The sequence below is a fragment of the uncultured Alsobacter sp. genome (assembly GCF_945952055.1).
GTDB lineage: Bacteria > Pseudomonadota > Alphaproteobacteria > Rhizobiales > Beijerinckiaceae > Alsobacter.
In genome coordinates this window covers 1-22,869 of record NZ_CAMFHB010000032.1, presented here as the reverse complement: position 1 = coordinate 22,869, position 22,869 = coordinate 1, and the positions used below count along the sequence as shown (strand labels likewise).

The following is a 22,869-nucleotide window of genomic DNA, read 5'->3' as shown; positions in this document are numbered from 1 at the left end:
CGCCGCGACACGGTCAGTGCCCCTCGTGCAGATGGTCCTGGCGCGTGTCGCGATACTGTCGAAGGCTCAGCCGGACGCGGGAGAGCGCCGCCTCGAGCTCCTCGGCGTCGATGTCGGGTACGGGCAGGTCGGTGCTGACGTGACACATCAGGCACCGCTCGCCGAGTGCGCGGCAGATCACCAGCGACAGTTCGTCGAGAGCCTCGACGAGGTTCTGGGCCGGTGACGGGATGAGTTCGTGCTTGGACATTTTCTGTCTCCCCTCTTCTCGAGTGAAGCCAGATTGCCCGCTTCTTCAGGAGCTTGATGTTAGGAAACACACACGGTCGACGGCCCGTCCGGCAGCGGTTCAGGCGGCGGACGGGCCCTCCGTCGCAACCAGCAGGACGGACGCCTGAGCCTCCAGCGCCACGGCATCGGGAACCCTGCCGAACCGCGCCACGTCGCCTGGCCGGCGCGTCACCCCCATGACCACGAGCGTCGCCGACGACGCCGCGCCGAGCACCACGTCGATCGGCTCTCCCCGGCGCACGAACCGGGTGGTGAGCCGCACGTCGAGAGCTTCGGCCATGGCGGTGGCCTCGCGCAAAACCGCGAGGTCGGGCCGGCGCCCGATCGAGAAGCCGCGCAGCAGACCCCGGCGGCGCCCGTCGTTGACATGGACCGCCGTGATCTCGGCGCGGGCGGCGCGCGCGAGCAGCAGCGCCACCTCCAGGCCGCGGCGGGACGAGGGTGTTCCGTTGACGGGAACCAGGATCCGGCCGGGCCCCGAATCGGGGCGCCGCAGGGCCTCTCCCCGCACGAACGCCAGCGCCACCGGGCCGTCGAAGGCCTTCAGGGTCTCGTCGAGGCGGGCGTCGCCGTCGTCTTCGCCCGCAGCCGCCAGAAGCAGGTCGTAGCCGCGCCGGGCCTCCTCCGCGACGGCGGCGGCGGGCGTGCCGGCCACCGCGCGGGTCGTGACGTCTACGTCACGCCGCGCGAGGTCGTCGCCGGCCGTGCTCCGGCCCTCGTCAGCGCCCGTGCGGACGACCGACTGGGCGGCGGCGGCTTCCGAGCCGTCGTCCGTGGCCTGGACCAGCGTCGTCACCGGGATCCCGAGCGGCCCGGCGAGAAGCCCCGCCAGGCGCGAGACGAACCGCCCGCCCGCCGCCGGATCCGACAGGACCAGCAACCGTTCGAAGGCTCCCACGAAGCTCTGGCTCTCGTAGGCCTCGCGCTCGAGGCGCTGCTTCTCCTCGGGCCGCAGCGGCAGGCGCCGCAAGGCCCACCGCAGCGAGGGCGGCATGGCCAGCGTGGTGATCACCGCCATCGCGACGATCATCGTGTAAAGGGTCTGCGACAGCACGCCCATCGACAGCCCGATGGAGGCCACCACCACCTCGGTGGACCCGCGCGCATTCATGCCGCAGGCCAGCGCCGTGCTTTCACGCGTCGTCAGCCCCCCGAGCGCCCCGCCGACGAAGGCGCCGGCGAACTTGCCGACGCTGGCAATGAGCACGAGGGCGACGCTGACGGCCAGGAGATGGGGGTCGGCCAGCACCGTGAGGTCCGTGCCGAGCCCCGACAGGCCGAAGAACACGGGCATGAACAGGGCCGCGGTGAGACCGCGGAGCTGCTCCTCGATCTTGCGTGTCAGGATCGGCGATTCGCCCACGAGCACACCGGCGACGAAGGCGCCGAGCACGGTGTGGAGGCCGAGGGCGTCGGTGATCAGCGCCAGCGTTCCCATGATCACGAGGACGACCGACACCACCGGGAGCTCGCCCACGAAGTGATCGTTGGTGAGCCGGATGGCGGTGGCGACGATGCGCCGTCCGATGGTCAGCGAGACGCCGAGGAAGAGGACCGCTCCGGCGATGCTGCGCACGATCGGCCAGGCCTCGAGCACGCCCGTGCTGGCGATGCCGAAGGTCAGCGCGATGATGATCCAGCCGATGGTGTCGTCGATGATGGCGGAGGCCAGGATGACCTGGCCGACGTTGCGCCGCGAGAAGTCCATCTGGCGCACGACGATGGCGACGATCTTCACCGAGGAGATCGACAGCGCGGTGCCCAGGAAAAGCGCGGTGATCAGGCGCCGCTCCGGATCGGCGATCATCGAGTCGGGCAGGAGTTCGCCGAGCGCGACGCCGCAGGCGAAGGGCAGCGCGATGCCACTGATCGACACCGTGGCGGCGGCGCGCCGTACGCGGTTTACCAGCACCAGGTCGGTTTCCATGCCGGCCAGCAGGAGCAGGATGAGCACGCCGACCTGCGCCACGGCGTCGATCATGCTTTTCTGCGTCGGCGACGACGGAAACAGCGCGTGCTGCCACTCGGGTGCCAGCAGACCGAAGAGCGACGGGCCGAGCATGATGCCGGCCAGGAGCTGGCCCATGACTGCGGGTTGCCCGATCCGCTCCATGAACTCGCCCATCAGCCGCCCCGCGACGATCAGCACGAGGATCTGCGCCAGGAAGAGCACTTCGGATGGGCCGCCGGCGGCCTGTGCCGCCGCGGCCGCGGTCGGCACGAGAAGACAGGCCGCCAGCGCTGCCGCGCGGCCCGTGGGACGAAGAAGGGATGTGGATGTCATCGAGCCGTGCGGACTGCCCCCAGAGGTCCTTCAACGGCCGCGCTGCTCCGCTCGTTCCAGCCCGTCTTCACCGGGTCGCGGCACCAGCCCCGACGCAGGACGAATGATGAGTGACGAATGTTGACTTTCGTCAGCGCTCATCTCACAGTCGTGCCACTCGCTGCCTGAGAGGTTGCCATGCCCCTGACTCTTGCGACCGGCGCCCGCGCCGGCGTCGTAGCTCTTTTGTCCGTGCTCGTGGCCGCCTGTCAGCCGGCGACCCCGGCAGCCCCGCCCGCGGCGCAGCTGAGACCGGTCTACGTCGCCACCGTGCGTGGCGAGCGGCCCGATGAGGCGCGCAACTTCGTCGCGGTGATCCGCCCGCGCATCGAGATCGACCAGGGGTTCCGCGTCCCGGGCAAGGTGGCCCGACGGCTGGTGGACGTCGGCCAGACGGTCGCGGCCGGGCAGCCGCTGGCCCTGCTGGACGACACCGACCTGACCCTGCAGCGCGAGCAGGCCGAGGCGGACCTGCGCTCCGTCGGCGCCAGCCTCGCGCAGGCGGAGGCCGAGGAGCAGCGCATTCTGTCCCTGCGCCGGCAGGGCTGGTCGACGGACTCGACCTACGAGCGCCAGAAGGCGGCGGCCGACGACCTTCGCGCCCGACTGGACCGGGCCGAGCGTGCCGTGGCCCTGGCCCGCAACGCGTCGGCCTACGCCACGCTCAAGGCCGACGCGGAGGGTGTCGTCACGGCGACCCTGGTCGAGCCCGGGCAGGTCGTGAGCGCGGGGCAGACCGCGATCCGCATCGCCCGGTCGGGCGAACGCGAAGCGGTGGTCGCCGTGCCCGAATCCTTCGTGGCGTCGATCGGCGACGCGGAGTCCAGCCTGGCGCTCTGGTCGGCCCCCGACCGGCGCTACCGGGCGATGCTGCGCGAACTGTCGCCGGTCGCCGATGCGGCGACGCGCACCTACACGGCGCGCTTCTCGCTGCCCGAGGCCGACGATGCGGTGAAGCTCGGCATGACCGCGACGCTCGCCTCGGCGCCGCCGCGGTCGACGGCCGCCCTGCGCCTGCCCCTCTCGGCGCTCTTCAACCAGGGCAACGGTCCCTCGGTGTGGACCGTGGACCAGCAGGGTCTGGTGACACTGCGGCCGGTCGAGGTGACCCGCTACGAAGCGCGCGAGGTCGTTGTGAAAAGCGGCGTGGCGGAGGGCGAGCAGGTCGTCGCGCTCGGCGTCCACAAGCTCGAGCCGGGCCAGAAGGTCCGTGTCGTCAGCCAGTTGGGCCTGTGAGGGGGAGCCACGTCATGCGCGCGTTCAATCTCTCGGCCTGGGCCGTTCGTCACCCGACGCTGGTGCTCTTCTTCATCCTCGCGCTGGCGGTCGGCGGGACCTTGTCCTACCTGCGTCTCGGCCGTTCGGAGGACCCCTCGTTCACCATCAAGGTGGCCGTCGTCACCGCGGCCTGGCCGGGCGCGACCGCGACGGAGATGCAGGAGCAGGTGGCCGATCCCATCGAGAAGAAGCTCCAGGAACTGCCCTACTTCGACAAGGTCGAGACCTATGCGAAGCCGGGCTTCACGGCCATGCAGGTCGTCTTCCGGGACAACACCCCGCCGGCGCAGGTGCCCTATCTCTTCTACGTCCTGCGCAAGAAGATCACCGACCTGCGCCCGCAGCTTCCCGCCGGCCTCGTCGGCCCCTCGATCAACGACGAGTACGGCGACGTCGATTCGCTGCTCTACATGGTCACCGCGGAGGGCGCCGATCCGGCGCAGCTCAAGGCCGTGGCCGAGGCGCTGCGGCAGGACCTGCTGCGCGTGCCCGACGTCGTGAAGGTGAACCTCTACGGCACCCAGGACGAGAAGATCTTCGTCGAGTTCAGCCACGCCAAGCTCGCCACGCTCGGCATCGAGCCGCGCCAGCTCTTCGATGCCTTGACCCGGCAGAACGCGGTGGCCTCGGCCGGCGTGGTCCAGACCGACGCGCAGCGCATCGCGCTTCGCGTGAGCGGCGCCTATGACGGCGTGCGCGCCGTGGCCGACACGCCGATCGAGGCCGGCGGCAAGGTGTTCCGCGTCGGCGACGTGGCGTCCGTGAGCAAGGGCTTCGTCGATCCCCCCTCCTACCTCGTCCGCCAGGAAGGCCGGACGGCCGTTGGTGTCGGCGTCGTGATGGCCCGCGGCGGCAACCTGCTCACGCTCGGCAAGCACCTCGACGAGACGCTGGCCACCTTCGAGAGCCGCGCCCCGCAGGGCATCGAGATCGCCCGCGTCGCCGACCAGCCCGCGGTGGTGGACCATGCCGTGGGCGAGTTCGCGCGGTCCTTTGTGGAGGCGCTCGGGATCGTGCTCGTGGTGAGCTTCATCTCGCTCGGCCTGCGCACCGGGATCGTGGTGGCCCTGTCGGTGCCGCTCGTGCTGGCGGCCGTGTTCATGGTGATGAACGTCATCGGCCTCGATTTGCACCGCATCACGCTCGGCGCCCTCATCATCGCGCTCGGCCTGCTCGTCGACGACGCCATCATCGCGGTGGAGATGATGGTGGTGAAGATGGAGCAGGGCGTCGACCGGATGAAGGCCGCCTCCTTCGCCTGGGAGTCGACCGCCTTCCCCATGCTGACCGGGACGCTGGTGACGGCGGCCGGCTTCCTGCCGGTGGGCTTCGCGGCCTCCTCGGTCGGCGAATACGCCGGCGGCATCTTCACCGTGGTGGCGATCGCCCTGGTCGCATCCTGGATCGTGGCGGTGGTGTTCACGCCCTATCTCGGGGTGAAGCTGCTTCCCGACTTCGCCAGGCACGGCAAGGCCCATGCGAACCCGCACGCGGTGTATGAGACGCGGCCATACCGGGCCCTGCGGGCGGTGATCGCATGGTGCGTCCGGCGCCGGGTCGTGGTGGTGCTGGCCACGGTGGCCGTCACCGCGGGCTCGATCGTCGGCTTCGGCCGCGTGCAGCAGCAGTTCTTTCCGCTGTCGGAACGCCCGGAACTGTTCTTCCAGATGCGGCTGCCGGAGGGGTCCTCGATCCAGTCGACGCTCGCGGCCGTGCGTGAGGCGGAGGGCATCGTCTCCGGCGACAAGGACATCGCCACGTGGACGTCCTATGTCGGCCAGGGCTCGCCGCGCTTCTGGCTGGGACTGAACCCGCAGCTGCCGAACGAGGCCTTCGCCGAGATCGTGATCGTGGCCCGCGACGTCGAGGCGCGCGAGCGCGTGAAGGCGAAGATCGAGGGACGGCTCGCGGACGGCGCGCTGTCCCAGGCCCGCGTCCGCGTGGACCGCTTCAACTTCGGTCCCCCCGTCGGATTCCCGGTGCAGTTCCGGGTGGTCGGAGCCGACCCCAAGACCGTGCGCGACATCGCCTTCAAGGTCCGGGACGTCGTGAAGGGCGACCCGGCCGTCGTCGACCCGAACCTGAACTGGAACGAACAGACGCCGAGCGTGCGGCTGGTGCTCGACCAGGATCGCGCCCGCCTGCTCGGGCTCGACCCCACCAGCGTGGCGCAGACCCTCGACACGCTGATCGGCGGCGTCCCCGTCACCACCGTCCGCGACCGGACCGAGCGGGTCGACGTGGTGGCGCGCGCCGTGAAGGAGGAACGCGTCGACCTCGGGCGCATCGGGGACCTGACCGTGGTCACCCGCAACGGCACGCCCATCCCGCTGTCGCAGGTGGCGCGCATCGAGTACTCCCACGAGGAGCCGATCCTGTGGCGGCGCAACCGCGACATGGCGATCACCGTGCGCGCCGACGTGGTGGACGGTGTGCAGCCGCCGGACGTGAGCACCCGCCTGTGGAGCCGCCTGGCCGACCTGCGGGCGTCGGTTCCGCCCGGCTACCGGATCGACATGGGCGGGGCGATCGAGGAGAGCGCCAAGGGCAACGCCTCCCTGGCGGCCGTCTTCCCGGTCATGATCCTGGCGATGGCGACGATCCTGATGCTGCAGTTGCAGAGCTTCTCGCGCCTGCTGCTGGTCATCCTGACGGCGCCGTTGGGCATCGTCGGGGCCTCGCTCGCCCTCAACCTCACCAACAAGCCGTTCGGGTTCGTGGCCCTGCTCGGCCTCATCGCGCTCGCCGGGATGATCATGCGCAACACGGTCATCCTGGTGGACCAGATCGAGCACGACGTGGCCGACGGCCTGTCGCGCGGCGAGGCGATCGTGGAGGCCACGGTGCGGCGGGCGAGACCGGTCGTCCTGACCGCGCTGGCGGCCATCCTCGCCATGATCCCGCTGTCGACCTCCGCCTTCTGGGGGCCCATGGCAATCACGATCATGGGAGGCCTGTTCGTTGCGACCTTCCTGACCCTGCTCTTCCTGCCGGCCCTCTATGCGCTCTGGTTCCGCCGGTCGCTCGGGGTGCCAGCGCAGGCGGCGCCGCCGGCGGCCTCCCTCTCGCCGGCGGCGTCCGACCGCGCCCCTCCGGCGATGCCGCCACTTCTGGCTGCCGAATAGTGAGCACACCCGTTGACGCAACCGGCGGTTTCTTCGATATGACGTTCATGCTCGACAACCGCGACACGGACACGCGCTGCCGCATCGTCGCCCAGGCGGAGGCCTTCTTCCGCCAGATCGGCTACACCAAGACGACGGTGGCAGACATCGCCAAGGCTCTGAAGATGAGCCCGGCAAACGTGTATCGCTTCTTCGATAGCAAGAAGGCGATCAACGAGGCCGTCGCCGAGGTGATGATGCGCGGCGTCGAGGAGGCGGCCGAGGCCATCGCGGCCTCGCAGGCCTCCCCGCCCGAGAAGGTCCGCCGCTTCGTGGAGACGGTGAGCCGCATGAATGCGGAGCGCTACGTCGAGGACCGCCGCATGCACGAGATGGTCGAGGCCGCGCTCGACGAGAGCTGGTCGATCGTCGAGGCCCACCTCGAGCGCCTGCACGCCATCCTCACCCGCATCATCGGCGAGGGCATGGCGCGTGGCGACTTCGACGTGGGAGACGCTGCCGTCGCCGCTGGATGCGTGCAGGCCGGCATGCTGAAGTTCTGCCATCCCCGGCACATCATGGACTGCCAGGGCATGGCCTTCGGCGCCCAGATGGACGGCATGATCCAGTTCATGCTGCGCGGGCTGGGCTGGCGCGGCCGCTGACGGCGTCCCGCGGTTTTCGCAGACTGGCCTAGGCCTGCAGCGCGGCGCTGATCTGCCAGGCCGTATCGATCGTGGCCGTCTTCAGCGCCTCGACCCGCCCGGCTTCGGTCCCCAGAATGAAGGGCAGGCTCAGGGCGGCGGCCACCTTGCCACCCCTGTCCCAGACCGGCGCGGCGAAGGCGAAGATACTGGGAGCGCTCTCGCCGCGGTCCTGCGCCCATCCCACCCGGCGGATCCGGCTGGCCTCGGCCAGCAGGCGCTTGGGTTCGGTGATCGTGCGCGAGGTGAACACGTTCAAGGGGCGGGACAGCCAGAGCTCCTGCTGCTCGCGCGGCGCATGGGCGAACAGCAGCTTGCCCGCCGCGCCCGCATGGATGGGCATGCGCTGGCCGACCGTGACCGTCAGGGCATAGTCGCGCTTGCCCTGCGCCACCGCCACCACCAGGACGCCCTCCGCATCGAGCACCGAGAGCTTGACGCTGTTGCCGAGATCCGAGGCGACCTTGTCGAGAAAGGGCTGGGCCACGTCCGCGATCGCCGCGTCGCCCTCATCGACGGCCTGCGCCGCCAGCGACACGAGGCGCCGCCCCAGCCAGTACCCTCCCCCGCCGTCCCGGCGCACCATCGCGTGGACCTGCAGCGTGTTCACGATCCGGTAGACCGTCGTCCGCGGCAGCCCGAGCGCCGCCGTGAGGACGGTGATGGACGCGCCGGGTCGCTCCTCGAGCACCGCGAGCAGATCCATCATGCGGTCGATGACGGGAATGGTGTGGCGGCTGCCGGCCTCGCTGATGGGAGCGGCCAGCATGGTCGGGGCCTGCAACGTTGACATGCGCTCGACAGCGTCCATACAATGCAAATGTGAACGACAACAGTTCATATTTGGAATGCGTCTCCAAGGCAAGGGCCGCGGCAGCGCTTTCCGGGGAGGAGCCCATGCTGACCGTCGCCTCGATCGCGCACGTCGCGATCCGCGTGAAGAACGTCGACGCGATCCTCGACTTCTACGTGAACAAGCTCGGCTTCCAGGAGATGATGCGGCTCGACCGCGACGGGAAGCTGTGGCTGCTCTACCTGCGCATCACCGACACGCAGTATCTCGAAGTGTTCCCCGAAGGCGTGGGCGAGCGCGCCGCCGAACGCGAGGTGGTGGGTTTCAACCACCTGTGCCTGGAGGTCGCCGACATCGACCGGTCCCTGCGGGAGCTGGAGGCGGCGGGCGTCCCCCTCATCCGTGGCAAGGCCATGGGCGCCGACGGCAACTGGCAGGCCTGGATCGAGGATCCCGAGGGTCATCGCATCGAGCTGATGCAGATGATGCCCGACTGCCTGCAGGCCAAGGCCATCGCCCGCATGAGGGCCGGCGGCTGAGGTTTGACACGGCCAGCCGTCGCGACCGATAGTATTCGGAAAAGAACAATAAGAGTTCAAATGTGAACTCGAAGGGGAGAAGCCGGGGATGCGCGTCGGCCTGACGCTGAGCGGACCCAACCTGAGCGAGGACGGCGCCCGCTTCGCCGCCCAGCTCGGCGTGTCCGACGTCGTCATCCATTTCAACGACTACTCGGCCGGCGCCGACGCCGCGCCCTATCTCGACGGTGGGCAGGTCGGCCCGATCCTGCGGGACTGCCGTGGCACGCCCGCCTGGGACTACGACTTCATGCGGCGGGCCGTCGACATGCTCGCCCGGCACGGCTTGCGCGTGGCCGCGCTGGAGAACTTCTCGCCACTGCACTGGCACGACGTTCTCCTGGACGGCCCGCGCAAGCACGAGCAGATGGAAGGGCTCAAGCGCCTCGTCAGCGATGCCGGCCGCGCGGGGATCCCCGTGATCGGCTACAATTTCTCCCTTGCCGGCGTCTGGGGCTGGAAGCGCCGGCCGGTGGCGCGGGGCGGCGCCATGACCGTGGTGCTCGACCTCGACGAGGCCGAGCAGCAGTCCCCCATTCCCGACGGCATGGTCTGGAACATGCGCTACCGGGACGCCGACCCCGGCGCGGCCCCGCTGCAGGTGGCCGAGACGGAGCTCTGGGACCGCTGCGCGTGGTTCCTGCGCGAGCTCGTGCCCGTGGCCGAGGAGGCCGGCGTGCGGCTCGCGGCCCATCCCGACGACCCGCCGGTCGACCGGCTCAGGGGGACGGCGCGCCTGGTCAACCGCCACGCCAAGTACGACCGGCTGCTGTCGCTCGCCGACAGCCCGTCGAACGCGCTCGAGTTCTGCGTCGGGTCGCTGCAGGAAATGCCGGACGGCGACATCTACGAGACGACGCGCCGGTTCGCGCGGCGCCAGGCCATCGCCTATGTCCATTTCCGCAACGTGAAGGGACGCGTGCCCCACTACGCGGAAGCCTTCGTGGACGACGGCGACGTCGACATGAGCCGGATCGTGCGGATCCTGCACGAGGAAGGCTTCGGCGGCGTCCTGGTACCCGACCACGTTCCCGACCTCGCCTGCTCCGCGCCCTGGCACGCGGGGCACGCCTACACGGTCGGCTACATGAAGGCGCTGATCGGCCTCGCCGACCGGCTGCCTGCCTCCGCGTCCCCCATCACGCCTACCGACGGGAGGGAGGGCTCGCGCCCGACCACCTGACGGCCCCACGCCAACTTGGCCGGCCGCCACAGAAGCCGGCACCAGGAGGAAACGATGACAAGGATGAAACCGCTGAAGCTCGCCGCGCTCTTCGCGCTCTCGCTGCTCTCGTCAGCCGCCTCCTACGGCACGGCCAGCGCCGGCGAGGTGGTCTGGTGGGCGCCGAACTGGGGCGAGGCCCGCGCCAAGGAACTCGCCAAGAAGTTCATGGACGCCAATCCCGGCATCACCATCAAGATGGAGGTGACGGTTTCCAACGGCCTGCCCGAGCGCGTGCTCACCGCGCTGCGGTCCGGCTCGGCGCCCGACGTGATCGAGGTCCAGCACGGCTGGGTCAACGGCTACGCCCAGGGTGACATGATCATCCCGCTGGACGACGTCATCCAGGACAAGGCGGACTACGTGAAGGCCGCCACCGACTACGTCTCCTGGAACGACAAGCTGTGGGGCATTCCCTACCGCATCGAGACCCACGGCATCATCTTCAACAAGGACCACTTCAAGGAGGCCGGGCTCGATCCCGACAAGCCGCCGAAGACGTGGGACGAGCTGACCGCCGCCGCCAAGGCGATGACCAAGAGCGGACGCTACGGCTTCGGCATCACCGGTGGCGGCGAGGTCGGCAACACGATCTTCCGCTCGCTGCCCTTCATCTGGATGAACGGCGGCGACATCATCTCCGCCGACATGAAGACGGCGCTGGTCAACAAGGCCGAGGCGGTGAAGGCGGTCGAGTTCTACACCGGCTTCTACAAGCAGGGCCTCGCCCCGAAGTCGACGCTGGAGAACGACGGCCTGTCGCTGCGCCGGCTGTTCATCGCCGGCCAGGTGTCGGCCTACCAGTCGGGCCAGTTCGACCTGCCGGCCATCCTGCAGGAGAACAGCAAGCTCAACATCGGCGCCTTCACGATCCCCGCCCCTGCCGGCAAGCAGACCGCGGCGATCCTGGGCGGCTGGAGCTACGTGATCCCGAAGGCCGCCAAGAACCAGGCCGAGGCCAAGAAGTTCGTGCAGTTCCTGAACACGACCGAGAACCAGGGCTTCTACACGGACACCTTCCCGGCCCGGAACTCGTCGCTGAAGCTCGCCCGCTTCAACGACCCCATGCTGAAGCCCTTCGCCGAGATGCTGCCCTACGGCCGCCCGGTCCCGATCCACAAGAACTGGGTCAAGATCGTCCAGGCCTACTTCGACGGCATCCAGCGCATCCTGCTCGGCGACCAGACCGCGCAGAAGTCGATGGACCAGGCCGCCGAGGAAATCCAGGCGCTGCTGAAGTGAGGCTGCGGGAGCCGCGCCCAGGCGCGGCTCCCTTTTCGTCTTCCGATCCCGACACCGATACGCCGGCGCGCGCGCCGGCCTGCGGAGCGCCATCGTGCGACCCAATCCCGGCCTGCTCTTCGTCCTGCCGGCCCTGATCGTGCTGTTCATGCTGATCGCCTATCCGGTCGCCTATACCGGGATCCTCAGCGTGACCAACGAGCAGGGCCAGTTCACGGGGCTCCAGAACTTCGCAGACGTGCTGCGCCCGCGGGTGACCACGCAGGCGCTGTGGAACACGCTGTGGTGGGTGGGAGGCTCCATCGTCTTCCAGGTGCTGCTCGGCGTGGCGACCGCCGTGCTGCTCAACCAGACCTTCCCCGGCCGGGCCATCATCCGCTCCGTGGCCCTGATCCCGTGGATCATTCCCGGCATCGTCGCGGCCACCACCTGGGCCTGGATGTTCCACACCGAGTTCGGGATCATCAACTACATGCTGACCGGCGTCGGCGTGCTGCCCGAGCCCATTGGCTGGCTGACCGGCGGCCAGACCGTGATGCCCGCGATGATCGCCATCAACGTGTGGAAGCTCTTTCCCTTCGTCGCGATCATGGTGCTGGCCGGCCTGCAGGCGATCCCGCAGGAGCTCTACGAGGCGGCGCGCGTCGACGGCGCCAACTACTGGGAAGAGGTGCGGCACGTGATGCTGCCGCAGATCAGGCCGGTGATCGTGGCCGTGACGCTGCTGCTGGTGATCTGGGGCCTCAACGCCATCACCATCATCTACGCCATCACCCGCGGCGGCCCCGCCAACCGCACGCTGATCACGCCGATCCAGATCTTCCGGCTCGCCTTCGAGAACGTCGAGTTCAACCAGGCGGCCGCCCTCAGCGTGATGTTCTTCGGCGTCGTGATGCTGATCGTGCTCGTCTACATCAAGGCGCTGGCCAACCAGCCGGGAGACAACCAGTGACCGCCGCTCCCGCCACGGCCCCCTCCCCCCGCGGCCTGCGACGTCCGGGCCTGGGCTTGCCGCTCATCCTCGTGGGCTGCGCCGCGCTGATGTTCGTCTGCCTGTTCCCGTTCCTGTGGATGGGGCTCTCCTCCATCAAGCAGCTGCAGGAGCTCTACACGATCCCGCCGCGCTGGTGGCCGGACCACCCGACGCTGGCCAACTACTACAAGGTGCTCTTCCAGAGCCGCATCCCCCGCTACTTCCTGAACTCGATCATCATCTCCGTCGGCTCGACGGGCCTCGCCCTGATCCTGGCCATCTTCGCCGCCAACGGCTTCGCGCGCTTCCGCTTCAAGGGCCGCTCGTTCCTGCAGGCCTGCATCCTCGTGGGGCAGCTGCTGCCGACCGCCGCCATCATCGTGCCGCTGTTCATCACGCTGCGGGTGCTGGGCCTGGTGAACACCTACTGGGGCCTGATCCTCGTCTACATGATCATCACGCTGCCGCTCAGCGTGTGGATGCTGACGAGCTACTTCAAGGCGATCCCGATCGAGCTCGAGGAAGCCGCCATCATCGACGGTGCCAGCCGCGTGGGCATCCTCTTCCGCATCACGCTGCCGCTGTCGCTGCCGGGCATCGTCGCGGTGCTGGTCTATGCCTTCATCACCACCTGGAACGAGTTCGTCTTCGCGCTGTGCTTCGCCACGGACAGTTCCGTGAAGACGCTGCCGATCGGGCTCGCCGAGTTCTCCACCGAGTTCAACACGGACTGGGGCGCGGTGATGGCCGCCTCGATGGTGATGACTGTCCCGATCGCGCTCGTGTTCCTCGTCTTCCAGAAACTCTTCGTCGGCGGACTGACCGCTGGCGCCACCAAGGGATGAGATCGACAATGACTCACACCATTCCGCCGCTCGGCCTGGGCACCTACGGCCGGACGGGCGATGCCGGAACCGCGGCAATCCTCGACGCGCTCGAGATCGGCTACCGGCACCTCGACACCGCCCAGAACTACGACACCGAGCGGCAGGTCGGCGAGGCGGTGCGGCGCAGCGGCCTGAAGCGCGACGAGGTCTTCGTCACGACGAAGGTGGGCGACCAGCGCATGGACAAGGCGCAGTTCATGCCCAGCGTGGAGCGCAGCCTGGAGCAGATCGGGCTCGGCCCCGTCGACCTGCTGCTGATCCACTGGCCGAGCAAGAACGACGCGATCCCCTTCGAGGACTACATGACCTCGCTCGCCGAGGCCCGGCAGCGCGGGTTCGCGCGGCTGATCGGCGTGTCGAACTTCACCATCGACCACCTCGAGCGGACAGACCGTCTTCTCGGGAAGGGTGCCATCGCCACCAACCAGGTGGAGCTGCATCCCTATCTCCAGTCACCCAGGCTCGTCGCCCACGCGCGTTCGATGGGCCTGCCGCTCACGGCCTACCAGCCGATCGCCAAGGGCGAGTGCGCCAGAGACCCGCTGCTGGGACGGATCGGCGAGACCCATGGCGTCACGGCCGCGGCGGTCGCGCTCGCCTTCCTGATGGCGGAGGGGCACATTGTGATCCCGGCGTCGAGCAGCAAGGCCAACCTGGCGGCCAATTTCGCCGCCCGCTCGGTGACGCTCACCGACGCGGAGAAGGCGTCCATCCGGACGCTGGACCGAGGCTTCCGCCGCATCAACCCCGACAAGGCGCCCCGCTGGGACGACTGATCCGGTTGCCTGATCCCGCCGATCGAGAACTTGCCATGACCCACACGCCCGACATCATCCGACCCGACCGCCATCTCGTCGAAGCGCTGCGCGCCATCGGCACCGCCACGATCTCCGGCGAGATGCGCAACATGGGCATTCGCAACGCGGCCATCACCGGGCCGCGTCCCTACACGCCCGGCAAGGTCGCGGCGGGGCCGGCCCTCACGCTGCAGTTCATGCCAATGCGCGAGGACATGTTCGGCGCCGCCGAGTACGACGACCCCGAGAAGCAGTTGCACAGGCACGTGCTCTACCACGCGCGGAAAGGCGACATGGTCGTCATCGACGCGCGCGGCGACATGGACAGCGGCATCTTCGGCGAGATGATGCTCACCTACTTCCACGGGCTCGGCGGCGAAGGGGTGGTGATCGACGGCTGCATCCGCGACGCGGGCAAGGCCAAGGAGCTCGGGGTTGGCCTGTGGATCAAGGGCACCACGCCCAACTTCCATGCGCAGACCAACATCTTCCCCTTCGCCGTGAACGTGCCCGTGGCCTGCAGCAACACGTTCGTGTGCCCCGGCGACATCATCGTCGCCGACGACGACGGAGCCGTCGTGGTGCCTGTGGCGATGGCCGAGAAGGTGATCGAGGTTGCCAGCAAGCATGCCGAGTGGGAGGAGTTCTCCCGCATTCGCCTGTCGGAAGGCGGGGACCTGCGCAAGTACTATCCCCTGCGCGCCGACGCCGAGGCGGAATACCTCGCCTGGAAGGCGAAGGGCGGCTGAGGGCCGCGGCCGGTCGCCTCAGCCGGCGCCGAACAGGCTGCCCGCCCGGGACAGCGCGTAGGCGAACGCGACGATCAGGCCCAACGCGGCCAGGTTGGCCGCGACGACGGCGAAGACGCGGTGGCTGCGCTCCATCGGGGGCTCCTGCGCATGGTGAAGGCTCTTGCGCATGGTGACGATCGCTGACCGCGACACTGTGCGGCATGGGCTGAACCGTGCATGAACGTGACTTGCGCCCGCTGTCGTGACCTGTTGCGATGACGTCCCGCGAGCATGGAAGGCTGGACCGCGATGAACCGTCGGGGTGTTCTCTGGGCGGCCGGTGTCGCGGCCCTGGTGGGCTCTGCCGGCGCCTTCGCGTCCGGCGGTCGCGCGATGCTGGGCCGGCTGACCGGTGACACCGGGCGACATAGGGTCTGGAACCACGCCATGGCGGCCGGAGCGCGCGACGTGACCTGGCCGGACCTGATGCCGGACTCGGGCGCCGGGCCCAGCGTGCGGCGGCTCGACGGGTCGGCGCCGACCGGCCTGATCCAGCACGGCGAGGTCACGGTCGTGACGGGCGGCGCGATGCCGGACAAGCCCGGGCTCGACCGCGGCGAACTGGTCCGCAGGCTCGGCGGAACGCGATCAGCGGACGGCCAGCGTCGGCGGCGCTCCGACACGCTGGGCGGCCTCGGCAATCTCCGGGAGCTTCAACCGCCCGGAGGCAGCAGCCGGTCCGATCTCGACGGACAGGTGCTGCGCCTGGCCGGGTTCGTGCTCGCACTTCAGTTCGAGGACCGGGTGCTGACGGACTTCCTGCTCGTGCCCTATGTGGGAGCATGCAGCCACGTGCCGCCGCCTCCGGCCAACCAGATCGTCTTCGTCTCGGGGGCGCGCGGCATGGACGTCAGCGACGGCCAGTTCTCGCCGGTGCGCGTCACGGGGCTCATCGAGACCGCCGAGACCGATACGGAGTTCGCCGTGGCGGGATACCGGATGCTCGACCCGGTGATCGAGCGAGTCGGCGGGGCCTGAAGCCCCGTCCTGCCCCCGCTGCCGTGGCTGATCTGCGCCCGCTTCTGTGACGTTTCGCACAAGTGTAGGACACGTGTGCGAATTCGCACGAAAATAGAGTGACTTGGATCCCGCTCGCGCCGCTCCGTGTGCGTTTCGGAACATTGACCTTGTCCTGCGTCGGGCATGCTGTTCCCATCAACAAAAGGGGAGCGGCCATGACCGTTCAAAGAACAATACATGTTTCTCCGGCCGAAGATCTTGTCGAGGCCCTGGAAGAACTGTCTTTGCAGATCTGGGTCGCGCAGACGAACGGCGAGACCTGGGATCCGGTGGACGCACCGGCGGGCACGCCGGTCGACGAATGCTTCGAGCGGCTTCGGGTGGCGATCACCGCCTTCCGTCGCCACCGCGAACGCAACGGCACGGACGTCACCGAATGACTGGCGCGGTTCGGCCCGGCTCAGTGCAGCAGCAGGAAGGCCGCGACGTCGCGGGCCTGGGCTTCGTCGATGCCGGTCCTCGGCATGGCGGAGCCGGGCACGAAGCGAGGCGGGTCGACGATGAAGCGCACCAGGCTGTCCGGACTGTTGGGCAGGACGCCACCGACCCAGGATCGGCGGGCGACACGTTCGAGCAGCGGACCCTGGCGTCCCTCGGCGCCCGGGACCCCCGCGATCGCGTGGCACGCCGCGCAGCCGAAGGCGTGGAGGACGACCTGAGCCCGATCCGGGTTGCCGCCCGTCAGGGCCATCACGCGGTCTCGCTCCTGCAGCCTCGCGGCCCACGCTCGCCAGGCCCATCCGCCTGCGCCCGCGAGGGCGAGCAGGAGCAGGACCAGCGCGATCGGCGCGGCGCGCCCCGGAGCGATCGACGTCGTCCCGGGCACGGCATCGGGCGTCGGCTCGGGCGGCCGCGCCCCAGCCGGGCCACGTCGACGCAAGAGCCACCACCCTGCGCCGAGGACCACCGCCGCCAGGCCGGCCACGGTCGCCCAGGACCTCTTCGTCCTATGCCCCGATCGGCGCATCGGTCACCTTCCGCGCACGGCCACCCGATGCCGTGATCCATCGCGCCGCGAGCCCGAGCGCCGCGGCCACGTAGACAAGTGCCGCGGGGACGCCCATCACCAATCCGCCGAGTTGCTGATCCTCGAGGGGCGAGAGGCCGAACGCCGCCGCCGCCTGCGCCGGCATGGCGTACCAGGCCTGCGGGGCGAGCGTCAGCAGGATGGCGAGGAAGCCCATGTGCAGGCTCGTGACGAACAGCCAGAAGACGCCTGCGCCGGCGGCGCCCGGGTTCCGGCGCGGGTTCTCCCAACCCGCGGCGAGGCTGCGCCAGAACAGGATGGCCGTGACGAAGAAAGCCATGTGCTGCGCCGCATGCCACGCGGGCGAGACGAGAGCGCGGTCGAACAGTTGCGGGACGTGCCAGAGCCAGAGGGCGGCGCCGTGCAGCAGCGTCGCGATCGAGGGCCGCGTGGCGAAGACCCACACCGATGCCGCGGGGCCGGGGCGTCCCAGGCGCCCGACGGTGCGGCGCAGGCCGGACGGCAGGCTCCACAGCATGGCCTGCACGGGGCGCCCGAGCACCAGGAAGGGCGGAGCGGCCGCCATGATGAGTTCGTGCTCGGTCATGTGGGCCAGGAACAGGCGGTCCGACAGGGCGGCGAGAGGCGAGAGCAGTGCGAGCGCCAGGATCGACCATCCTGCGGCGAACAGCACGACCTGCCCGACCGTCACGCCCCGGCCGACGCCGGCGCGGCGCCACAGACGCAGGGTGCCCCCCGCATAGGCGGCGCCGGCCAGCAGCACGAGAGCGGTGGCCACGGGATCGTCGAACCAGTGGCTGCCCTGGGCATGGACGGTGCCCTCGCCCACGCCATGGGCCATGGCGGCCGTGCAAGCGGCCAAGACACCGCAGGCCACGACCACGGCCCTCATCGCTCGCACCCGGACAGGACGAGCCCGGCCCCCAGTTGGCTCAGGATCGCCAGCAGGAACAGAACGCCTGCCCCCAGGCCGAGCAGCGCCAGGAAGAGCCCCGGCTGGCCGTCCGGGCCCTGCCTGAAGCGTGCGAGGCCGCCCGCACGACGCAGCACCGCCCACGACCCGACGAGGCCGGCGAGGGTCGCTGCCGCCAGCAGCGCGGAGGCGAGCGCCGGCCAGCGCGTGGCGGTGGCGCAGGCCACGGGCACGAGGCTCAGCCCGGCCTGCGTGCTGGCCGCCCAGGCGGCGGCGCCGACGCCCAGGCCGACCCAGCCGAAGCGGTGATGCCGCCGGCCCTGTTCGGCCGGCCGGGCCTCCTTGCGGGCGAGCCCTTCGTCGGGCCTGAGATGGGGCGCCTTCACCATCGCGGCACCCAGTAGACGAGCCCGTAGATCGGGATCCAGGCCGCCACGACGAAGGACCAGTAGAAGGCATTGTCGCTGACGTCGCTGTAGCGCTTGCCGCGGCCATGCTTGGTGAACATCAGGGCCGTGAGGACGGCGGTGTCGCCCACGTCCGTGATCAGATGCGTGGCATGCAGCCCGAGCAGCAGCCATTGGCAGGAGCCATAGGCATTCTGGTCCCAGCGCACGTTCAGGGCGTTGAACTCCCACAGGCGCAGGCCGATCGTGGCCAGGCCGACCACGGTCATGACCACCAGCCACAGGCGCGTGCCGGAGAGGTCTCCGTCGCGGGCCGCCTTGTCCGCGCTGCGGTTGAACCACAGGCTCGCCAGGAGCACGCCGGTGAGCAGCGTTCCAGGCAGGAGATCCGGCGGTGCGGCGTCCATCGGCCAGTGCGGATTGACGTGCTTGAGGTAGAGGGTCAGGCCGACCGCCAGGACGAAGCCCATGCCTTCGATGGCCACGAAACCGAGCGTGCCCCACCAGATCGGGCTTCGGTTGTCGAAGCCGAACGGCGGCAGGCCAGAGAGGTCGACGGCCAGGCGCGTCTTCATTCCTCGTCCTCGTGCGACGACTTGGGCCAGAACCAGCCGAGCAGGGCGGCCCCCACCAGGGCGCCGCCCCACAGCGCGGCGTAGGGGCTGAAAATGGACGCGACGAATGCGATCGACAGCGCGATGGCCGAGATCAGCGGCCAGATGGAGGAGCCCGGCACGACCTCCCGCAGGTCCGGCCGCGCCTCGACGAGCGTGCTGACGAGGATCTCGCGTTCGTCGACCGCCAGCCCGTGCGCCACGGGCAGGCTCTCGCGCTCCTTCCAGAGCGGTTCATGGTGGGTGACGATCGGGATCCGGGCGAAGTTGTAGGCCGGCGGGGGCGAAGGAAGCGCCCATTCCAGCGTGCCGGCGTTCCAGGGATTGGACGGCGCCCGCACGCCGCGCCGCAGGCTCCACAGCGCGTTGACGAAGAACAGCCCGAAGCTCGCCGCCAGCATCACGGACCCGATGCTGGAGACCATGTTGAGCGGGCCCCAGCCGCTGTCCGACGGATAGGTGTAGACGCGCCGGGGCATGCCCATCAGGCCCAGGACGTGCATGACGAAGAAGGTGAGGTTGAACCCCACGAAGGCCAGCCAGAAATTCCAGCGGCCCAGGCGCTCGCTCATCATCCGGCCGGTGAACTTGGGGTACCAGAAGTAGAAGGCGCCGAGGAGCGGGAACACCGCGCCACCGATCAGGACGTAGTGGAAGTGCGCCACCACGAAGTAGGTGTCATGCACCTGCAGATCGAGCGGCACGGAGGCCACCATAACCCCCGTCATGCCGCCCATGACGAAGATCACCAGGAACCCCATCACGAAGAGCATGGGGGTGGCCATGGCCGGGCGCCGGCCCCACAGCGTCGCGATCCAGCAGAAGATCTGGATGCCGCTCGGCACCGCGATGAGCATGCTGGAGGCCGTGAAGAAACTCGCGCCGAGCTGCGGGAGGCCGGTGGCGAACATGTGGTGGACCCACAGGCCGAACGACAGGAACGCCGTGGCGACCAGAGCCAGCACCAGCGGCAGGTAGCCGAAGGCCGGCCTCTGCGCGAAGGCCACGACGATCGACGACACGAAGCCGGTGGCCGGCAGGAAGATGATGTAAACCTCGGGATGGCCGAAGAACCAGAACAGGTGCTGCCACAGGAGCTGGTCGCCGCCCGCCTCGTGGTTGAAGAACTGGGTGCTCACCAGCCTGTCGAGGATGAGCATCGTCGAGGCCAGCATGACGGCCGGCATGGCGAAGATCACGACGAAGGACGTGACGAGCATCGCCCACACGGCCAGGGGAATGCGGTCGAGCGTCATGCCGGGCGCGCGGTGCTTGAACACCGTGACGATGACCGACACCGCGACGGCGAGTGAGGACACCTCGGTGAAGGTGATCATCTGCGCCCAGATGTCGGACCGTTTTCCCGGCGAGAACTGCGGTCCCGAGAGCGGCGTGTAGGCGAACCACCCGACGTCGGGTGCGGCGTTCAGCAGGAACGCGATCCAGAGCATCAGCCCGCCGAACAGGTAGACCCAGAAACTGAAGGCCGCCAGGCGCGGAAAGGCGATGCAGCGTGCGCCGACCATCAGGGGCACGAGGTAGACACCGAACGCCTGCATCACCGGCACGGCGAACAGGAACATCATCGTCGTGCCGTGCATCGTGAAGATCTGGTTGTAGAGATCCGGCCCGATCAGGCCGGCGTCCGGGCGCGCCAGTTGCGCCCGCATCGCCATGGCCGCCGATCCGGCCAGCGCCAGGAACACCATCGCCGTGACGAAGTAGCGCCAGCCGACCTCCTTGTGGTCGACGCTCGAGAGCCAGCCCACGAGGCCGGCGGGCCGCCCCCAGGTTCGCGCGAGCCGGCGGTCGAGCTCGGCGTCCGGGAGGTCGGTGTCGCGCTGGGTTCGCGTCTCGCCGCTCGCCTCGCGGGCCGCCGCCCGCTCGACGGGCACGGGGGACGCGCCGGGATGGACCGCCTCGCTCACAGCAGCGACTCCAGGTAGGCGACCATGGAGTCGAGCTCCGGGCCGGTCAGGGGTGTCGGCGGCATGGCGACTCCGGGCTTCACGCCGTGGGGGTCAGAGACCCAGGCGGCGAGCGCGCCGCGCGTCATGGGCAGGGTGCCGGCGCCGAGCGTCCGGCGGCTGGCGAGATGGGTGAGGTCGGGACCGAGTTGCCCCTGCGCCGGGGTGCCGCGAACCGCGTGGCACATCACGCAGGGCTTCGCCAGGAAGGCGTCATGGCCGGACCGGCGATCCGGGGCGTCGGGGGCGGCCGCCGGCGCACGCTGCGCCACGAGCCATCGGTCGAACGCCTCGGGCGCCTGCGCCACGAACAGCATGCCCATGTGGGCGTGCTGCAGCCCGCAGAATTCGGCGCAGCGGCCCTCGTAGGTTCCCTCCTTCGCCACGACGAGGCGCTTCACGTTCTGGCGGCCGGGGATGAGGTCGATCTTGCCCATCAGGCTCGGCACCCACGCGCTGTGGATGACGTCGCTCGCCTCGAGCTTCAGCAGGACCGGCCGGCCGACCGGGACGTGGATCTCGTTGGCCGTCCGGACCACGCGGGACGGGCTGTCGCCCTCGTACTGGACGTCCCACCACCACTGGTGGCCGGTGATCTTGATGACAAGGCCCTCCTCCGGCGCGGAGAAGAGGCGCGCCTGCGCCGCGTAGCTGAGGCCCGTCAGGCCCAGCACGACGAGCAGGGTGGCGGCCACCAGGACACCGACGACCGCGGTGCGTCGGGTCTCGCCCGCGGGGGCCAGCACGAGCGGATCGCGCGGCCCCTCGTGCCGTCGGTACACGGCGACGACGCTCACGACCGCCACCGCCAGCCAGATGAGGCCCAGGAGGCCCGTGAAGGTCCAGATCAGGGAGGCGACCCGCTCGGCCTCGGGTGAGTGTGGATCGAGGGCGGCGGGCTTGTCCTGGCAGGCGGTGAGCAGGACGGGAATGGCCAGCAGCACGCCGAGGATCGGGGCGCTCCGGCGCACGGCGGGGCGCCGCCGCTCCCCAGGAGCCGGCCGCGCCACGGCCGTCCTCCGCGAGATGGCCGAAGGCGTCGCGAGGCGCAGGGTCACTGTGCGTTCTCCCGCATCGTTGCGGGGAGATAACCACCATGGCGCGCCGGACGTTCCGCCCACGGGACTGTCCCCTCGACCGCGGACAAAGGACGCGCTAGAGCAGGCCGCGAGACGGTGGCTCCCGGCTTTCTTTGGAAAGCGCGCGACCACCAAGACCTTCAGGGCACGGCGCATTTCCCTGGAAGCGCGGCGGGCCCGTGTCGTCCTGCGTCAAGCCCGCCCGTGCACCGGAGATCGCGATGAGCCGCCTCGTCTATGTCCTCAACGGCCCCAACCTGAACCTGCTGGGGAAGCGCCAGCCGCACATCTACGGACATGACACGATGGAGGACGTCGAGGCCGACTGCCGCAAGGTGGCCAAAGCCCACGGCCTCGAGATCCGCTACCACCAGTCCAACCGTGAATACGAGCTCATCGACTGGATCCACGAGGCGCGCGAGACCGCCGGCGGCATCGTCATCAACGCCGGCGCCTTCACGCACACCTCGGTGGCGATCCTCGACGCGCTCAATGCCTTCGACGGCATCGTCATGGAGGTGCACATCTCGAACGTGCACAAGCGCGAGAGCTTCCGTCACCACTCCTACATCTCGCTGCGGGCGGAAGGGGTGATCGTCGGCTGCGGCATCCAGGGCTACGGCCTGGCGCTCCAGCGCATCGCGGCCCTTCTGGACGCCAAGAAGGGGTGAGACAGGCCAGATCGGGCTCGGCATCCTTCAAGCCCCCATCTCCCTCATGCTGAGAGGGTGGGAATCATTCGGCTGTCCAGCTTGCCTCACTCTCTCCGCGTCATGGCCGGGCTTGGCCCGGCCACCCACGACTTGAGAATGCCTCCGGCAAAGTCGTGGGTCCCCGGGCCAAGTGTAAATACCGGAGACATCCCTGACACATGTTCGGGGACATCCCTGACAGTCTT

General features: G+C 69.4%; 23 protein-coding genes. 13 read left to right on the top strand and 10 right to left on the bottom strand.

Features of this window, described 5'->3' with window-relative positions; all coding sequences use genetic code 11:
- Positions 1–13: 13 nt before the first annotated feature.
- Together Q0Q47_RS20885 and Q0Q47_RS20880 are read right to left on the bottom strand one after the other, a co-directional pair.
- Entirely contained in the window at positions 14–250 is a 237-nt protein-coding gene (locus Q0Q47_RS20885) for a hypothetical protein (RefSeq protein ID WP_293864174.1), read from the bottom strand.
- A gap of 99 nt (positions 251–349) precedes the next feature.
- Positions 350–2,575 carry a cation:proton antiporter gene (locus Q0Q47_RS20880; protein ID WP_293864171.1) on the bottom strand — a complete coding sequence of 742 codons (2,226 nt, stop codon included), beginning with the start codon at positions 2,573–2,575 and terminating at the stop codon, positions 350–352.
- 177 nt (positions 2,576–2,752) lie between these two features.
- Here Q0Q47_RS20880 and Q0Q47_RS20875 point away from each other — a divergent pair, with 177 nt between their 5' ends.
- The 3 genes from Q0Q47_RS20875 to Q0Q47_RS20865 are packed head-to-tail and all read left to right on the top strand — an operon-like array spanning position 2,753 to position 7,661.
- Positions 2,753–3,850: an efflux RND transporter periplasmic adaptor subunit gene (locus Q0Q47_RS20875; protein WP_293864168.1), complete on the top strand. Its 1,098-nt coding sequence runs from the start codon at positions 2,753–2,755 to the stop codon at positions 3,848–3,850.
- Positions 3,851–3,864: 14 nt separating this feature from the next.
- Positions 3,865–7,017, top strand: a complete 3,153-nt coding sequence (locus tag Q0Q47_RS20870; RefSeq protein ID WP_293864165.1) for an efflux RND transporter permease subunit — start codon at positions 3,865–3,867, stop codon at positions 7,015–7,017.
- A 47-nt stretch (positions 7,018–7,064) separates the two neighbouring features.
- On the top strand, positions 7,065–7,661 hold the full coding sequence (locus Q0Q47_RS20865) for a TetR/AcrR family transcriptional regulator (RefSeq protein WP_293864162.1): 597 nt from the start codon (positions 7,065–7,067) through the stop codon (positions 7,659–7,661).
- Between the two features lie 28 nt (positions 7,662–7,689).
- On the opposite strand, the gene Q0Q47_RS20860 is transcribed toward Q0Q47_RS20865, so the two are convergent.
- On the bottom strand, positions 7,690–8,493 hold the full coding sequence (locus tag Q0Q47_RS20860; RefSeq protein WP_293864159.1) for an IclR family transcriptional regulator: 804 nt from the start codon (positions 8,491–8,493) through the stop codon (positions 7,690–7,692).
- 104 nt (positions 8,494–8,597) lie between these two features.
- Between Q0Q47_RS20860 and Q0Q47_RS20855 the strand changes: the two genes are divergently transcribed.
- The 7 genes from Q0Q47_RS20855 to Q0Q47_RS20825 all read left to right on the top strand — a co-directional run bounded on the left by Q0Q47_RS20855 (position 8,598) and on the right by Q0Q47_RS20825 (position 14,941).
- Positions 8,598–9,032 (top strand): VOC family protein, encoded by a 435-nt coding sequence (locus tag Q0Q47_RS20855; protein ID WP_293864156.1) that lies wholly within the window; start codon positions 8,598–8,600, stop codon positions 9,030–9,032.
- Positions 9,033–9,120: 88 nt separating this feature from the next.
- Complete coding sequence (locus Q0Q47_RS20850; protein WP_293864153.1) at positions 9,121–10,254, top strand: mannonate dehydratase; 1,134 nt, start codon at positions 9,121–9,123, stop codon at positions 10,252–10,254.
- A 54-nt stretch (positions 10,255–10,308) separates the two neighbouring features.
- Positions 10,309–11,535: a sugar ABC transporter substrate-binding protein gene (locus Q0Q47_RS20845; RefSeq protein ID WP_293864150.1), complete on the top strand. Its 1,227-nt coding sequence runs from the start codon at positions 10,309–10,311 to the stop codon at positions 11,533–11,535.
- A 94-nt stretch (positions 11,536–11,629) separates the two neighbouring features.
- Complete coding sequence (locus Q0Q47_RS20840; RefSeq protein ID WP_293864147.1) at positions 11,630–12,487, top strand: carbohydrate ABC transporter permease; 858 nt, start codon at positions 11,630–11,632, stop codon at positions 12,485–12,487.
- Positions 12,484–13,353, top strand: a complete 870-nt coding sequence (locus tag Q0Q47_RS20835) for a carbohydrate ABC transporter permease (protein ID WP_293864144.1) — start codon at positions 12,484–12,486, stop codon at positions 13,351–13,353. The genes Q0Q47_RS20840 and Q0Q47_RS20835 overlap by 4 nt, the downstream gene beginning before the upstream one ends.
- Positions 13,354–13,361: 8 nt before the next feature.
- Complete coding sequence (locus Q0Q47_RS20830; protein ID WP_293864141.1) at positions 13,362–14,171, top strand: aldo/keto reductase; 810 nt, start codon at positions 13,362–13,364, stop codon at positions 14,169–14,171.
- Positions 14,172–14,206: 35 nt separating this feature from the next.
- Positions 14,207–14,941 carry a ribonuclease activity regulator RraA gene (locus Q0Q47_RS20825; protein ID WP_293864139.1) on the top strand — a complete coding sequence of 245 codons (735 nt, stop codon included), beginning with the start codon at positions 14,207–14,209 and terminating at the stop codon, positions 14,939–14,941.
- 18 nt (positions 14,942–14,959) lie between these two features.
- On the opposite strand, the gene Q0Q47_RS20820 is transcribed toward Q0Q47_RS20825, so the two are convergent.
- The gene (locus Q0Q47_RS20820; protein WP_293864137.1) at positions 14,960–15,112 is read right to left on the bottom strand and encodes a hypothetical protein; all 153 of its coding nucleotides are present in this window, start codon (positions 15,110–15,112) and stop codon (positions 14,960–14,962) included.
- 120 nt (positions 15,113–15,232) lie between these two features.
- Between Q0Q47_RS20820 and Q0Q47_RS20815 the strand changes: the two genes are divergently transcribed.
- On the top strand, positions 15,233–15,961 hold the full coding sequence (locus Q0Q47_RS20815; protein ID WP_293864134.1) for a DUF3299 domain-containing protein: 729 nt from the start codon (positions 15,233–15,235) through the stop codon (positions 15,959–15,961).
- A 197-nt stretch (positions 15,962–16,158) separates the two neighbouring features.
- The gene (locus tag Q0Q47_RS20810) at positions 16,159–16,383 is read left to right on the top strand and encodes a hypothetical protein (RefSeq protein ID WP_293864131.1); all 225 of its coding nucleotides are present in this window, start codon (positions 16,159–16,161) and stop codon (positions 16,381–16,383) included.
- Between the two features lie 20 nt (positions 16,384–16,403).
- On the opposite strand, the gene Q0Q47_RS20805 is transcribed toward Q0Q47_RS20810, so the two are convergent.
- The 6 genes from Q0Q47_RS20805 to Q0Q47_RS20780 all read right to left on the bottom strand — a co-directional run bounded on the left by Q0Q47_RS20805 (position 16,404) and on the right by Q0Q47_RS20780 (position 21,863).
- The gene (locus tag Q0Q47_RS20805) at positions 16,404–16,829 is read right to left on the bottom strand and encodes a c-type cytochrome (RefSeq protein WP_293864128.1); all 426 of its coding nucleotides are present in this window, start codon (positions 16,827–16,829) and stop codon (positions 16,404–16,406) included.
- Between the two features lie 121 nt (positions 16,830–16,950).
- Complete coding sequence (locus Q0Q47_RS20800) at positions 16,951–17,832, bottom strand: cytochrome c oxidase assembly protein (protein ID WP_293864125.1); 882 nt, start codon at positions 17,830–17,832, stop codon at positions 16,951–16,953.
- 47 nt (positions 17,833–17,879) lie between these two features.
- Positions 17,880–18,293, bottom strand: a complete 414-nt coding sequence (locus Q0Q47_RS20795; RefSeq protein WP_293864122.1) for a hypothetical protein — start codon at positions 18,291–18,293, stop codon at positions 17,880–17,882.
- Positions 18,287–18,886, bottom strand: a complete 600-nt coding sequence (locus Q0Q47_RS20790) for a cytochrome c oxidase subunit 3 (protein WP_293864119.1) — start codon at positions 18,884–18,886, stop codon at positions 18,287–18,289. Before Q0Q47_RS20790 ends, Q0Q47_RS20795 begins: the two co-directional genes overlap by 7 nt.
- Positions 18,883–20,820 carry a cytochrome c oxidase subunit I gene (ctaD, locus tag Q0Q47_RS20785; RefSeq protein ID WP_293864313.1) on the bottom strand — a complete coding sequence of 646 codons (1,938 nt, stop codon included), beginning with the start codon at positions 20,818–20,820 and terminating at the stop codon, positions 18,883–18,885. The genes Q0Q47_RS20790 and ctaD overlap by 4 nt, the downstream gene beginning before the upstream one ends.
- A 29-nt stretch (positions 20,821–20,849) precedes the next feature.
- On the bottom strand, positions 20,850–21,863 hold the full coding sequence (locus Q0Q47_RS20780; RefSeq protein ID WP_293864116.1) for a c-type cytochrome: 1,014 nt from the start codon (positions 21,861–21,863) through the stop codon (positions 20,850–20,852).
- 329 nt (positions 21,864–22,192) lie between these two features.
- Between Q0Q47_RS20780 and aroQ the strand changes: the two genes are divergently transcribed.
- Positions 22,193–22,642 carry a type II 3-dehydroquinate dehydratase gene (gene aroQ / locus Q0Q47_RS20775; protein ID WP_293864113.1) on the top strand — a complete coding sequence of 150 codons (450 nt, stop codon included), beginning with the start codon at positions 22,193–22,195 and terminating at the stop codon, positions 22,640–22,642.
- Positions 22,643–22,869: the final 227 nt, after the last annotated feature.

What these genes read in the sequence shown, in the direction of transcription:
- Q0Q47_RS20885 (WP_293864174.1), bottom strand. Translation starts at nt 250, where the DNA reads ATGTCCAAGCACGAACTCATCCCGTCACCGGCCCAGAACCTCGTCGAG.
- Q0Q47_RS20880 (WP_293864171.1), bottom strand. Translation starts at nt 2,575, where the DNA reads ATGACATCCACATCCCTTCTTCGTCCCACGGGCCGCGCGGCAGCGCTG.
- Q0Q47_RS20875 (WP_293864168.1), top strand. Translation starts at nt 2,753, where the DNA reads ATGCCCCTGACTCTTGCGACCGGCGCCCGCGCCGGCGTCGTAGCTCTT.
- Q0Q47_RS20870 (WP_293864165.1), top strand. Translation starts at nt 3,865, where the DNA reads ATGCGCGCGTTCAATCTCTCGGCCTGGGCCGTTCGTCACCCGACGCTG.
- Q0Q47_RS20865 (WP_293864162.1), top strand. Translation starts at nt 7,065, where the DNA reads ATGCTCGACAACCGCGACACGGACACGCGCTGCCGCATCGTCGCCCAG.
- Q0Q47_RS20860 (WP_293864159.1), bottom strand. Translation starts at nt 8,493, where the DNA reads ATGTCAACGTTGCAGGCCCCGACCATGCTGGCCGCTCCCATCAGCGAG.
- Q0Q47_RS20855 (WP_293864156.1), top strand. Translation starts at nt 8,598, where the DNA reads ATGCTGACCGTCGCCTCGATCGCGCACGTCGCGATCCGCGTGAAGAAC.
- Q0Q47_RS20850 (WP_293864153.1), top strand. Translation starts at nt 9,121, where the DNA reads ATGCGCGTCGGCCTGACGCTGAGCGGACCCAACCTGAGCGAGGACGGC.
- Q0Q47_RS20845 (WP_293864150.1), top strand. Translation starts at nt 10,309, where the DNA reads ATGACAAGGATGAAACCGCTGAAGCTCGCCGCGCTCTTCGCGCTCTCG.
- Q0Q47_RS20830 (WP_293864141.1), top strand. Translation starts at nt 13,362, where the DNA reads ATGACTCACACCATTCCGCCGCTCGGCCTGGGCACCTACGGCCGGACG.
- Q0Q47_RS20825 (WP_293864139.1), top strand. Translation starts at nt 14,207, where the DNA reads ATGACCCACACGCCCGACATCATCCGACCCGACCGCCATCTCGTCGAA.
- Q0Q47_RS20820 (WP_293864137.1), bottom strand. Translation starts at nt 15,112, where the DNA reads ATGCGCAAGAGCCTTCACCATGCGCAGGAGCCCCCGATGGAGCGCAGC.
- Q0Q47_RS20815 (WP_293864134.1), top strand. Translation starts at nt 15,233, where the DNA reads ATGAACCGTCGGGGTGTTCTCTGGGCGGCCGGTGTCGCGGCCCTGGTG.
- Q0Q47_RS20810 (WP_293864131.1), top strand. Translation starts at nt 16,159, where the DNA reads ATGACCGTTCAAAGAACAATACATGTTTCTCCGGCCGAAGATCTTGTC.
- Q0Q47_RS20800 (WP_293864125.1), bottom strand. Translation starts at nt 17,832, where the DNA reads ATGGCCCATGGCGTGGGCGAGGGCACCGTCCATGCCCAGGGCAGCCAC.
- Q0Q47_RS20795 (WP_293864122.1), bottom strand. Translation starts at nt 18,293, where the DNA reads ATGGTGAAGGCGCCCCATCTCAGGCCCGACGAAGGGCTCGCCCGCAAG.
- Q0Q47_RS20790 (WP_293864119.1), bottom strand. Translation starts at nt 18,886, where the DNA reads ATGAAGACGCGCCTGGCCGTCGACCTCTCTGGCCTGCCGCCGTTCGGC.
- aroQ (WP_293864113.1), top strand. Translation starts at nt 22,193, where the DNA reads ATGAGCCGCCTCGTCTATGTCCTCAACGGCCCCAACCTGAACCTGCTG.